Origin of the sequence: Shewanella sp. 4_MG-2023, from assembly GCF_030548015.1 — a bacterium.
GTDB lineage: Bacteria > Pseudomonadota > Gammaproteobacteria > Enterobacterales > Shewanellaceae > Shewanella.
The window spans coordinates 48,385-61,390 of record NZ_JAUORL010000013.1; the positions used below are offsets into that span (position 1 = coordinate 48,385).

Below are 13,006 nucleotides of genomic sequence, written 5' to 3' on the forward strand. Positions count from 1 at the left end.
TCAGTTAAAAACAACCAAATCTGTCGATTTTTACAGCCACGATCACAAATTAGGAGTGATTAAATAACCAATAGCTAATACAAGGTATCACATTGTTAAAAATCATAAAAAGTTGTGTTAAAACACGGTTAACCTAAAGCCGAAATAAAAACACCTCCAAAACCGAAGTCATTGGAGGTGCTTTTTAAGCTTTAGCTAAAAATACTGCAGACCTATTAGTCTTTATATTTTAACTCGCCATTCGCTTTAATTTCATCATACCAAAGGTTGTGATGCTGTTTCGCCCACTGCTCATCACAGTAACCTGAAACCATACAATCCATACCACCTTCTGACATAGCAGTTGCCATGAAGATATGCACGATTGAGAAGGCACAAATCACGATAGCGCTCACTGAGTGAATAACTAACGCAATTAAGCTTAAGGTACGGCTTGGTTCAAATAAGTTCGGGAACAGTAATAACATTCCTGATACTGAGATGAATAAACCAAACAATGCGAATGCCCAAAACCACAGTTTTTCACCAGCATTAGCAAAGCCCGCATCTGGATGCTTGCCTTTAAATGGACCGAAGTTGATGTAGCCACCAACAACCAGCATCCATTTAACATCGTACATTTTTGGCATTTGGTTTTTAGCCCAAAGACCTACCATTAACGCCCAACCCAACATGAATGGGATAGCCATATAATCGTGAACTTCTTTAGCAACGTAGACTAAATTAGACCACATCCCTTCACTAATATACGGTTGGAAGAAATAACGGCCAGCCAATAGTACTAAACCAGTCAGAATCAATAACAAGCAAGGGATCGCACCTAACCAATGAATTGATACATCAAATTTAGACCAGCGATACACCATCTTACCGGTGAAACCACCGTGAAGCTTAGAAATACCGTTTATCTTGATAAACAGTAAGAAGACGATGATCATGCCAAATAACGACGCCATTAACGCAGGCGCTAGTAAGTCACTACGGAGTTGAAATACACGCATATCATAAGTATTGATAGGCTGTGCATGGAACTCGCTGGTTGAAGTAGTACGCCCTTCAACACCGTCTTTAAGCTGTGTCCAAATTTGAACATTGCTGTCTTGAGATGTTGTCGGTTGCTCACCACTTGCATGGGCAAATGTGATCACACTGAATACCAGTGCGACTGCGATGCCTATTTGTTTGAACCACTTGTTCATAATACTTCCTCTATGCTGCTTGATGCCCAAGTGACCTTGGGCATCATAGCTATGCTTACTAACTCAGCTGGAGATTAACCCCAAATAGCCTTGTTAGAACCGCGATAAGCCACACGCTCACGGAAGATAGCAGAAACGATTTCTGCATCACCAGCAAGTAGGGCTTTGGTTGAACAAAGCTCAGCACACATTGGAAGCTTGCCTTCTGCAACACGGTTAGCACCATATTTCTGACGCTCTTCATTAGAGTGATCAGCTTCTGGGCCACCAGCACAGAAAGTACACTTGTCCATCTTACCGCGAGCACCAAAAGCGCCGCCTTGAGGGAACTGAGGCGCTCCAAATGGACATGCATATAAACAGTAACCACAACCGATACAAGTATCTTTATCGTGTAGTACGATACCGTCTTCAGTTTTGTAGAAACAGTTTGCAGGACAAACAGCCATACAAGGTGCATCACTACAGTGCATACATGCCACTGAGATAGACGCTTCACCTGGTTGACCGTCATTGATAGTCACTACGCGACGACGTTGAATTCCCCACTCTAAAGCAGAGTCGTTTTCGTTTTTACAAGCTGTGACACAACCATTACATTCGATGCAGCGCTTGGTATCACATAAAAATTTCATTGTAGCCATTCGGCAATTCTCCTAGCTTAAACTGCTGTTACGCTTTCTCTACCTGACAAAGCGATGCCTTAGTTTCCTGCATTTGTGTCACAGGGTCATAACCGTAAGTCATTGCAGTGTTACAAGACTCACCTATTACGTAAGGAACAGTACCTTCTGGATAGTTAGGCGCTAAGCTTTCGCCATGCATAACACCCGCGAAGTGGTAAGGCATCCAAGTAACACCTGGTTTAACGCGTGGAGTAACCATAACTTTAATCTTAATACGGCCACCTTCAGCACCTTCTAACCACACAGTATCACCGTCACGTAGACTACGATCTGCGGCATCAGCAGGGTTCATTTCAACAAACATTTCTTGTTGAAGCTCTGCAAGCCAAGGGTTAGAACGAGACTCTTCACCACCACCTTCATACTCAACCAAACGACCAGAAGTCAGTACTAATGGGTACTTAGCTGACGTGTCTTTCTCTTGGATTGACTTGTAAAGAGTTGGTAAGCGATGTACTTGCATATCATCGTAAGTTGGGTACTTAGACACAAGATCACGACGAGATGTGTATAACGGCTCACGGTGAATAGGTACGATATCTGGGAAAGTCCAAACGATACAACGCGCTTTAGCGTTACCGAATGGAATACAACCGTGATTAATAGCAACACGTACGATGCCGCCTAGCAAATCAGTTTTCCAGTTTTTACCTTCAGCTGATGCTTTTTCTTCAGCTGTTAGTTCGTCCCACCAACCTAATTGCTTAAGCATTTGTGCAGAGAACTCTGGGTAACCATCAGTGATTTCAGCGCCTTTAGAGAAGCTGCCATCAGCAAGAATGTTCTCACCTTTGTATTCAACACCGTAACGTGCACGGAAGTTACCACCACCGTCTTTAACGTGTTTGCTTGTGTTATACAGGATTTGAGTACCAGGATGCTTCTGCTCTGGCGTACCCCAACAAGGCCAAGGTAAACCATAAGTTTCGCCTTTAGCAGGTCCGCCAGCAGCTTCAAGAGTCTTGTTGCTGAACGTGCCCCAGTTTTGAGTGTGCTCTTTGATACGCTCAGGGCTTTGACCTGTCATACCAATAGTCCACATACCGCGGTTGATTTCGCGAGTGATGTCTTCAATAACTAGGATGTCATTGGCATCTTTAGCGATACGTTTAGTGTATTGCTCTGCAAAACCAAGCTTTTGAGATAGACGGTACATGATCTCAAGGTCAGTTTTTGATTCGAATAAAGGCTCGATAACCTTTTCACGCCACTGCTGACTACGGCCAGAGTTAGATACTGAACCTTCAGTTTCGAACTGAGTCGCAGCTGGAAGCAAGTAAACACCGTTCTGACGACGATGCATAACACCCGCCATAGTTGGGAATGGATCCACAACAACAACTGTGTCCATCTTATCTAATGCATCACGCACTTCGCTTTGACGAGTTTCAGTGTTAACAGATTGACCCCAGAAGAATGCCATACGGATGTTGTCATTCTGCGCTAGTTTACCCTTCTCTTCTAACACACCATCGTGCCAGCGAGAACAAGGAATACCAGGAGTGGTCATTGGGTCGCGACCTAAGTAAGTACCTTGGTCGAAACGATTACTAACCCAAGATTTTTCAAGATCCCAAACGTTCGTCCAGTGATCCCAAGCGCCAGAAGTCAGACCGTAGTAACCTGGTAAGTTATCAAATAACAAACCTAAGTCAGTTGCACCCTGTACGTTATCGTGACCACGGAAAATGTTTGTTCCGCCACCAGATACACCCATGTTACCAAGGGCTAATTGAAGGATACAGTAAGCACGAGTGTTTGCGTTACCCACGTGATGCTGAGTACCACCCATACACCAAACAACAGTACCTGGACGGTTATCTGCCATCATTTTCGCAGCTTGGTAAACTTCTTCTTCGCTACAGCCAGTTACATCAGCAACTTCTTTAGGCGGGAATTTTTTCACTTCTTCGCGAATTGATTCCATTTCGAAAACACGTTCTTTGATGAACGTCTTGTCTTCCCAACCATTTTCAAAGATGTGCCATAGCATACCGTAAATGAATGGAATATCAGTACCAGGACGTAGACCACAATGTAGGTCAGCGTGCGCTGCAGTACGTGAGAAACGAGGATCAACAACGATGATTTTCGCGTTGTTTTTCTCTTTCGCTAATAAGATATGCTGCATTGCAACTGGATGCGCTTCAGCCGGGTTTGCACCGATGAAGAAGATTGCATTTGCATTTTGGATATCATTGAAAGAGTTAGTTTGCGCACCATAGCCCCAAGTGTTTGCAACACCAGCTACAGTGGTAGAGTGACAAATACGTGCAGAGTGATCGATGTTGTTCGTGCCCCACATAGCCGCAAATTTACGGTACATGTAACAACCTTCGTTCGAGAACTTAGCACTACCCATGAAGTAAACTGAATCAGGACCTGACTCTTCACGGATATCTTGCATCTTGTCGCCAACTTCGTTGTAAGCTTGCTCCCAAGATAGTTTCTTCCACTTGCCATCAACCAATTTCATTGGGTATTTAAGACGCTTCTCACCGTGACCATGTTCACGTAATGCAGCACCTTTAGCACAGTGTCCACCAGCATTAAATGGGTGATCGAATGCAGGCTCTTGACCTGTCCAAACACCATTTTGTACTTCAGCGTATAAACCACAACCAACAGCACATGCAGAACATACGGTACGTTTGATTTCAGTTGGTGCATCATGAGCAATTTCTTTTGCTTCAGCTCGACGCATCATGCCAGTGCCCATTAATGAAGCAGCGGCGATACCACCAGTAGCAATACCTGCATTCTTCATAAATTGACGACGGTTGATACCGAGCGACTTGCTAGCAGCTTTAGGTGCTGCTGTAGACTTGCGAGTTAACTTCATCGCTTATTTCTCCTGAATTATCCGCGTAAGCTATCGTAGTAGCTACGAATATGCGCAGTTTCTTTGTAACCATTAGAACCTTTGATACTAATGTTACTCTCGGTTGCTTTTGCCACACTCACACCTGAAACAGCAATTGCTGCAGTAGCAGCGCTACCTACGGTGATGGCTTTCAGCAAAGATCTGCGGTTCAGATCAGGCTGTTGCTTCTTCATCTTTACTCCTGGGTTTAATACACATCTGCTTATCATGCAGATGCCCTCTTAGGCCTTTTTAGTTACCAAACACCATTGTTAATTAATGGTTAAGTGGATGAACTAAAAAGGTAAAAACACATATAAATGAATCTAGTCCACAAATTTACGCCGCTAATATATAGAGAGAGAGGCTGAAATAATATGATCTAACACCTGTTCATTGGCCTAAAATAACCAATAAATAAAGAAAGCGTTAACTGGGTCATGTTTTCAAATCATGCCGTGTGAGAACAAAACTTTTGGGTGGGATTTTAGCAGTGCTTACAATGTTAAATTACTTAACAAGTAGATTGAGTCAAAAGGATTTTTATACGGTTTTTGTCTAAATAAACACCACAATCACTATATAACTTTTAGTACTTAAAAGCTGTACTTGCAGTGCTTTTCGTTATTAAAATAGCCAATAGTTAGCTGACCACAAATGCCTCTGTAAACATTAACAAGCAAGTTACTTTTGAGCATAGGTAGCGCACAAAAAGCGGCCGTAAAAATTCAGTAGTAACAGCAATCAATAAGCCACTAAAATTGGTCAAAATAACTATTGAAATAACTATTGAAATAACTGTTGGAATAGCAGCCTAAATTAAGCGATTTATTCGCCTGCTGCGAGCAATAAAATAGGTACTGACAAAACTACCCGTTCCGCCAACAGGCAGATATAAAAACACCTCAACAAGATAGACTCAGTTGAGGTGTTTTGAAAGTAATTAAGTGACTAAATCAGCAAAAGGCTAACTCACTATCACTTCTGATATTTTATCGAACCGTTAGCTTTGATTTCATCGAACCAAACATTGTGATGCTGCACTGCCCAATTTTCATCACAATAGCCTGAAACCATGGATTCCATACCACCTTCACTCAATGCTGTTGCCATCCAAATATGCACAATGGTAAATGCAATGAGAATCGCAGCACTAATGCCGTGAATAAGTAGCGCGGCCATTGAAGCTTCACGGGGTAAATCTAATCCCGGTAACACTAGCATGATGCCTGATACGCTGATAAAGAGGCCAAAGAACACTAAGGTCCAAAACCACATTTTTTCACCGGCGTTGGCAAAACCACTGTCTGGATGCTTACCTTTAAATGGACCGAAGTTGATGTAACCCCCAACCACTAAAAACCATTTTAAGTCATACATCTTAAAGGTTTGCAGTGGCATCCATTTAACAATACATAGCAACCAAGATACGATAAAGACTGGACCAACCCAATCATGCACTAGCTTGCAAAAGGCTATAATTCCAGCCCAAATACTCGCACCGACATAGGGCTGAATAACAATTTTACCTAGTATGATCACCAGACCAGTTAGCATTAACGTTAAACAGGCAACGGCCATAATCCAATGCAGCCAAATATCTGCTTTAGACCATCGCTCAACCATCTTGCCTGAATACCCCTTCGCCAATTTTGCTGGGCCATTAACAAAGTAGAATAGTAAAAATGCAGCAAATACACCTACGAGAGCTAACGCCACTCCGGGAGTAATATAGTCATCTCTGATTATTCGACCTTGATTGCCCGCAACATTAATCAGTACGCCGGGTTCAATACCTTGAGCTGTTGTAAAGCCAGAGTCGCCAGCTTTCACTGCTCGCCATAATTCAGCCGGGTTTTCCTTCCCTGCCTGCTGCTTACTTGATTGTTCATCTGCCGCTAAGGTTGTGGTTGCAAAACCTAACCCCATCACCAGAACCAACAGAGCAAACAAGCTACGCAGTGATTTGTTTAACTGTTTGTTTAACATTGTCACTCCTTGCTTGGTTACGGACAAAGCCCGTAACCTTTGCACTGTCTAAACCATATCACCCGTTTTAGGATCATAGCCCCAAATGGTATTCGGATTACCGCGCTTAGACATACGTTCGCGATAGATACTCGATACGATTTCGGCATCACCAGCAAGCAGGGCTTTAGTTGAACAAAGCTCAGCACACATAGGTAACTTACCTTCAGCAATACGGTTTGCACCGTACTTCTGACGCTCGGCATCGGAATGGTTTTCTTCTGGGCCACCGGCACAGAAAGTACATTTATCCATTTTACCGCGGCTACCAAATGCGGTCTTTTTCGGGAACTGTGGCGCTCCAAAAGGACATGCATAAAAACAGTAACCACAACCGATACAAGTATCTTTATCGTGTAGCACAATGCCATCGTCGGTTTGATAGAAACAATCCGCCGGACATACGGCCATACAAGGAGCATCGGTACAATGCATACATGCAACAGAAATTGACGCTTCACCGGGTTCACCATCATTGATAGTAACCACGCGGCGACGCTGAATACCCCACTCTAAAGCGGAATCGTTTTCGTTCTTACAAGCTGTGACGCAACCGTTACACTCGATGCAGCGTTTTGTGTCACACAAAAATTTCATGACTGCCATAATGGCTTATCTCCTCATCAAGTTAATTAGGCTTTGCTGATCTGACACAAGCTAGACTTAGTCTCTTGCATCTGAGTCACAACATCATAACCATAGGTCATTACGGTATTGGCAGCTTCACCAATAATGTAAGGTACGGTTCCTTCAGGGTAATTTTTCTCTAGGCTCTTGCCTTCGAATACACCCGCGAAATGGTATGGCATGAAACATTCACCAGCAATGACTCGTGGAGTCACCATTGCTTTAACTGTGATTTTAGCGCCTTCTGGACTGTGAACGAATACATCATCACCATCACGTAAGCCGCGGTCGGCTGCATCAGCAGGGTTAATCTCAATAAACATTTCTTGCTGCAATTCTGCAAGCCATGGATTTGAGCGTGTTTCTTCACCACCACCTTCATACTCAACTAAGCGACCCGTAGTTACCGCTAATGGGAAGTCTTTAGCAAAGTCTTTTTCTTGAATAGACTTATACAGAGTTGGAAGACGTGCAACCATACGATCTTCGTAAGTTGGGTACTTAGCCACTAAGTCGCGGCGAGGGGTATATAACGGCTCGCGATGAATCGGGATATCATCTGGGAAGTTCCACACAATACAACGTGCTTTGGCATTACCGTATGGGATACAACCGTGATTGATAGCAACACGTTGAATACCACCAGAAATATCTGTTTTCCAGTTTTTACCTTCAGCGTGAACTTTCTCTTCAGCAGTTAAGTCATCCCACCAGCCAAGCTGTTTCAGCATGTCAGCGGTGAACTCTGGGTAACCGTCTTTGATTTCAGATCCTTTTGAATAAGAACCTTCAGCAAGAATATTATTACCGTTATGCTCAACACCGTAACGTGCACGGAAGTTACCACCACCATACTTAACTTCACGTCCAGTGCGGTAAAGAATTTGCGTACCTGGATGTTTGTTTTCTGGCGTGCCCCAACAAGGCCAAGGTAAACCGTAGGTTTCACCTTTAGCTGGACCACCTGGCGCTTCTAAGCTTTCCATATCGAATGTGCCCCAGTTTTCTTGGTGCATTTTCAAACGCTCAGGGCTCTGGCCAGTGTAACCAATGGTCCACATACCTTTGTTGAACTCACGGGTCATATCTTCAATCAACGGCTCATCGCCATTAACTTTAATATGCTTACAGAACTCAGCATCGATACCCCATTTTTTCGCCAGCTTGTACATGATAATGTGGTCAGCTTTTGACTCAAATAATGGTTCGATAACTTGTGAGCGCCACTGCAGTGAACGGTTTGAAGCAGAGACTGAACCGTATGTTTCAAACTGAGTTGCAGCAGGTAATAAATACACACCGTCAGTTCGTTCGTGCATGACACCTGCCATCGTTGGGAATGGGTCCACAACAACAACTGTATCCATTTTGTTCAATGCTTCACGCACTTCACGACCACGGGTTTCAGTATTGACTGATTGCCCCCAGAAGAATGACATACGAATATTATCTTTCTGCGCAATCTTAGATTTGTCTTCAAGGACACCATCATGCCAGCGAGAACATGGAATACCCGTTGAAGTCATTGGATCTTGACCTAGACGTTGCTCTTGATCGAAACGGGCTTTAACCCACTCGTAATCCAAGTCCCATACATTACACCAATGTTTCCATGAACCTGTTTTAAGGCCATAGTAACCTGGCAATGTATCAAACAATAAGCCAAAGTCAGTTGCACCTTGAACGTTATCATGGCCACGGAAGATGTTAGTTCCACCACCAGAAACACCCATATTACCAAGGGCTAATTGGAGGATACAGTATGCACGAGTGTTAGCATTACCTATGTGATGCTGAGTCCCACCCATACACCAAACCACAGTACCAGGCTTAGTTTCAGCCAGTAACTTGGCGACACGATGCATCTGCGCTTCAGGCACGCCAGCAACATGTTCAACTTCGGCAGGGGTCCACTTTTTCACTTCCTCACGGATACGTTCCATACCGTATACACGTTGGTCGATGAATGTTTGGTCTTCCCAACCATTTTCAAAAATGTGCCACAACAAACCATAAATGTAAGGAATATCCGTACCAGGACGAATATGCACGAACTCGTCAGACTTAGCTGCAGTTCGAGTGAAACGCGGGTCGACTACGATAATTTTCGCGCCGCGCTCTTTACCTTCAAGGATGTGTTGCATTGAAACCGGATGAGCTTCACAAGGGTTCGAACCGATAAACATCATCGCTTTCGAGCTACGCATGTCGTTAAAAGAGTTTGATTGCGCACCGTAGCCCCAAGTGTTTGCAACACCGGCTACAGTGGTAGAGTGACAAATACGTGCAGAGTGGTCGACATTGTTGGTGCCCCACATTGCTGCCAATTTGCGGTACATATAAGCTTGTTCGTTTGAAAACTTCGCACTACCCATGAAAAATACTGAATCAGGACCAGATTCTTGACGAATATCGAGGGCTTTTTGACCCACTTCTTCAATGGCTTGTTCCCAAGAAAGTTTCTTCCATTTGCCTCCTTCTAGCTTCATTGGGTATTTAAGACGTTTTTCACCATGACCATGTTCACGCAGTGCAGCACCTTTGGCGCAATGGCCACCAGCGTTAAATGGGTGATCAAATGCAGGTTCTTGACCTGTCCATACACCATTTTGCACTTCAGCATAAATACCACAGCCCACTGAGCAGTGAGAACAAATAGTACGTATCACTTCAGTCGGCGCATCGTAAGCAACATCTTTTGCTTCAGCTTTACGCATCATTCCGGCGCCCAGCATTGAAGCGGCAGCAATACCACCTGTAGCAAGGGTTGCAGACTTCAAAAATTGGCGACGATTGAGTCCAAGTGCAGGTTTATCTGCGACTTTGACTGCTTCTGTTTTGCGGGTTAATCGCATCACATATTCTCCTTAAATTACTTGCTACTACGTAATGTGTCGTAATAACTACGTACATGGTCTGTTTCTCTATAACCATCACTTTTACCTACAACGGGTGTAGCTTCTGGTGAGGCGGCAAGAGCTTGTCCGCTAACAGTGGCAACTGCGCCAGCGGCACTGCCGACAGCCAATGCTTTTAGCATTTGACGACGACCCATGTCGGAAGCTTGCTTCTTCATAGTCTCTCCTTAATTTAACGCGTGTTATAAGAGTAAAATTACTCTCTGTTTTTATGGAAGTTGCCTTCCTTTTCAGTCTATGCCACAGAGTCAAACTCTGTGGCATAAATCTTTGCACCAACAGCCTAAAAATTACCTAAGAGGCAAGTTCATTGGTTGATGGTTCAATCTTGTCTGCTTCATCAGCAGCAGTTTTTTCGGCTTCAGAACCTGGGCAATTAACTGGAATATCTAAGCTTAGTTGCTCAAACTCATTGGCTTCAATGATGAAAAATGCTTTTGCTAGCTGCGCCACAGGCACATAAAACGCTGCACTCGGTGTTTTCTCTAAGGTGTCACAAAAGCGCGCAATCCAGCTGCCAATATGGCGCTGATAAAATGCTAATTGACGATAACCTGGCGCCTCTAAAATCAAGGTACCCATCACTTCACATAATGCTGCAACATGATCTTCTGGCTCTTTAACGTCTTCTTCGCGAGCAAAACCTAATTGCATTAAATCTTGGCGTAACAGTGCTAATGGCTTATCCATTAACGAGCCTGTCATAAACCAGCTGCCGTATGGCAATACTTCACCACGGCCAACACCGAAGAAAATATTGAAGTATTCTTCTTCAAGTTGCTCTTGTGTGTACTGGGTCGCAGCTGCCTTTAGCGCCAGCCAAGCCGTGCTCATGTCGTTATCATCTTCAGCTTCTGTTTCTATTTCGATGTCAGCTAAAAATGACAGCAGTTCTTCACTCGGATGGCGACGTAGTAATGCAGCTAATAATTGGTAAATATCTGCCCGTAGCTGATCGTTTTCTGAAATTTCTCTAACTAATTCGGTCATATTGGATCTCTTATCGAAGTTGCTTCTCTGGGTCTTCAAGAATGTCTTCAAACATATCTTTTACGCGGCAATCACCACACATTTTTAGGCGCTCAATATTGGCGTTAAATGCAGAATGTCCACCAATCATATCGATCATTCTATGAACCATCGATTGTGTAGCAAAAGCGGTTCCGCAACGAATACACTCGAACGGAGCCTCTTCTTTTAACGTTTGACGCTGCTGACGTGCTGCTTGGTCCAAATTGATTTGCGGCGTTAAGCTAATCACGTTTTCAGGACAAGAGGTTTCACATAAACCACATTGCACACAGTCTTGCTCTACAAAATGCAGTGACGGTGATTCACCACCATCGGTTAATGCTTGTGTTGGGCAGGTTGCTACACAAGACATACACAAGGTACATTTATCAACTTCGACGTTAACTACACCGTAAGGCACATTGCTCATTGCAATGGCACTATCAGTCGCTGCTGCTTGTTCATTTAAATGATCAATTGCAGCGTATAATGTTTCGCGCTTGGTACTTGGCGTGAACGCAGCAGGTACGATTAATGGCCAATCTAGGCTTATGGCTAACTTATCATCTAAGGCTGCTAATGCTTGGGTGTCTATCAAGCTAATGCGCTGTGGCTGACCCATTTCATCTAGAATGCTATTAGCTAATATCAGTTCACCATTTAACATTTGCGTTAACGTGGGTGCAGTCGCATCGGTATTTAAAATTAATACCTGACGTGCGCCCCATGCTAATGCTGACATCCAATGATCAATGCTAGCAACCGTGATTTCTTCCAGCTCAACTGGAATGATGTCACCCACTAGATCAGCGGTAATGTGCTCTGCACCAACGGCACCGTCATGGAATAAGATGACAGGGGCAGCTTGTGCTTGCTCAAGGTAACGACTAACCAGTTTTTGAATATAGCTATGAAGTGCTTGTGGCGTTGGTAAATCAAATGCGATAGCCCCTGTAGGACAAGCATTAGTACAACTACCCGCACCATGACAAAGGTAAGGATCAATTTCGATTTTTTGTTCGATGCTACTAATTGCATCAGCAGGGCAGAAGTTTAAACAGCGATTACAGCCATTGACGCCATTACGGTTATGAGCACAGATATCACTGTTCACCTTCACATAACGTGGCTTATCAAATTCACCAACTAAATCTGGAATTTGCTCCAGCGCATCAGCTAATTTATCTGCATCTTGACCGACATAGAAATAACCTGGTGGTAGCATTTCAAGGTTAAGACATGGCGACATGCTCAGGTCTAAAACCATATCAAAATGCGGCTTACGAATAGCAACAAGACTTAACTCAGTCGCCGCTTGGTTTTCACCCGCGCCTTCATTCTCAACGGTTACCTGAAACTGACCTAAAAAGCCTTTAACAGAAATAAGTTTGTTGTAATAGCTTTCGCTATTTACTGCAGCGTTCATTACCGCTTCAAGATGAGCTTCATCTTGGCTGGTAATGGCTTCATTTGCCAAAATAACCGTATTGGCCATGGTTGACAGTTTATCCGCAGCTAATCGGGCCAAATCTTCTGGGCCGATGACTAACACATTGCCTTCAGTCGTATAACTGACTGTTGGCGGGATCAAGTTTTGGATCACTTGAGTCTGTGCTAATACCTGCTGGCGAACTTGTTTTAGTTCTAGCGGGGTTTGACTATTGCTCACATTGC

General features: G+C 43.8%; 10 protein-coding genes. All 10 read right to left on the reverse strand.

Annotation, left to right across the window (positions count from 1 at the left end):
• Positions 1-215: 215 nt before the first annotated feature.
• Entirely contained in the window at positions 216-1,199 is a 984-nt protein-coding gene (locus Q4546_RS09265) for a formate dehydrogenase subunit gamma (RefSeq protein WP_303446147.1), read from the reverse strand.
• Between the two features lie 74 nt (positions 1,200-1,273).
• Entirely contained in the window at positions 1,274-1,843 is a 570-nt protein-coding gene (fdh3B, locus tag Q4546_RS09270) for a formate dehydrogenase FDH3 subunit beta (protein WP_102476477.1), read from the reverse strand.
• Positions 1,844-1,871: 28 nt separating this feature from the next.
• The gene (locus Q4546_RS09275; protein ID WP_303446148.1) at positions 1,872-4,727 is read right to left on the reverse strand and encodes a formate dehydrogenase subunit alpha; all 2,856 of its coding nucleotides are present in this window, start codon (positions 4,725-4,727) and stop codon (positions 1,872-1,874) included.
• A 17-nt stretch (positions 4,728-4,744) separates the two neighbouring features.
• Entirely contained in the window at positions 4,745-4,942 is a 198-nt protein-coding gene (locus tag Q4546_RS09280; RefSeq protein ID WP_102435971.1) for a twin-arginine translocation signal domain-containing protein, read from the reverse strand.
• 784 nt (positions 4,943-5,726) lie between these two features.
• Entirely contained in the window at positions 5,727-6,737 is a 1,011-nt protein-coding gene (locus Q4546_RS09285; protein ID WP_102476479.1) for a formate dehydrogenase subunit gamma, read from the reverse strand.
• A 48-nt stretch (positions 6,738-6,785) separates the two neighbouring features.
• The gene (fdh3B, locus tag Q4546_RS09290) at positions 6,786-7,382 is read right to left on the reverse strand and encodes a formate dehydrogenase FDH3 subunit beta (RefSeq protein ID WP_102435967.1); all 597 of its coding nucleotides are present in this window, start codon (positions 7,380-7,382) and stop codon (positions 6,786-6,788) included.
• Positions 7,383-7,408: 26 nt separating this feature from the next.
• The gene (locus tag Q4546_RS09295) at positions 7,409-10,258 is read right to left on the reverse strand and encodes a formate dehydrogenase subunit alpha (protein WP_102435965.1); all 2,850 of its coding nucleotides are present in this window, start codon (positions 10,256-10,258) and stop codon (positions 7,409-7,411) included.
• 17 nt (positions 10,259-10,275) lie between these two features.
• Positions 10,276-10,479, reverse strand: a complete 204-nt coding sequence (locus tag Q4546_RS09300; RefSeq protein WP_102435964.1) for a twin-arginine translocation signal domain-containing protein — start codon at positions 10,477-10,479, stop codon at positions 10,276-10,278.
• Between the two features lie 136 nt (positions 10,480-10,615).
• Positions 10,616-11,311: a molecular chaperone gene (locus Q4546_RS09305; RefSeq protein ID WP_102435962.1), complete on the reverse strand. Its 696-nt coding sequence runs from the start codon at positions 11,309-11,311 to the stop codon at positions 10,616-10,618.
• 10 nt (positions 11,312-11,321) lie between these two features.
• A complete protein-coding gene (locus Q4546_RS09310) occupies positions 11,322-13,001 on the reverse strand; it encodes a 4Fe-4S binding protein (protein WP_102435960.1) in 1,680 nt (559 codons plus the stop codon).
• Between the last annotated feature and the right edge of the window lie 5 nt (positions 13,002-13,006).

Excerpts from the sequence above, each read along its gene's own strand:
- Q4546_RS09280 (WP_102435971.1), bottom strand. The coding sequence starts at position 4,942 with ATGAAGAAGCAACAGCCTGATCTGAACCGCAGATCTTTGCTGAAAGCC.
- Q4546_RS09285 (WP_102476479.1), bottom strand. The coding sequence starts at position 6,737 with ATGTTAAACAAACAGTTAAACAAATCACTGCGTAGCTTGTTTGCTCTG.
- Q4546_RS09300 (WP_102435964.1), bottom strand. The coding sequence starts at position 10,479 with ATGAAGAAGCAAGCTTCCGACATGGGTCGTCGTCAAATGCTAAAAGCA.
- Q4546_RS09305 (WP_102435962.1), bottom strand. The coding sequence starts at position 11,311 with ATGACCGAATTAGTTAGAGAAATTTCAGAAAACGATCAGCTACGGGCA.
- fdh3B (WP_102476477.1), bottom strand. The coding sequence starts at position 1,843 with ATGGCTACAATGAAATTTTTATGTGATACCAAGCGCTGCATCGAATGT.
- Q4546_RS09295 (WP_102435965.1), bottom strand. The coding sequence starts at position 10,258 with ATGCGATTAACCCGCAAAACAGAAGCAGTCAAAGTCGCAGATAAACCT.
- fdh3B (WP_102435967.1), bottom strand. The coding sequence starts at position 7,382 with ATGGCAGTCATGAAATTTTTGTGTGACACAAAACGCTGCATCGAGTGT.
- Q4546_RS09265 (WP_303446147.1), bottom strand. The coding sequence starts at position 1,199 with ATGAACAAGTGGTTCAAACAAATAGGCATCGCAGTCGCACTGGTATTC.
- Q4546_RS09275 (WP_303446148.1), bottom strand. The coding sequence starts at position 4,727 with ATGAAGTTAACTCGCAAGTCTACAGCAGCACCTAAAGCTGCTAGCAAG.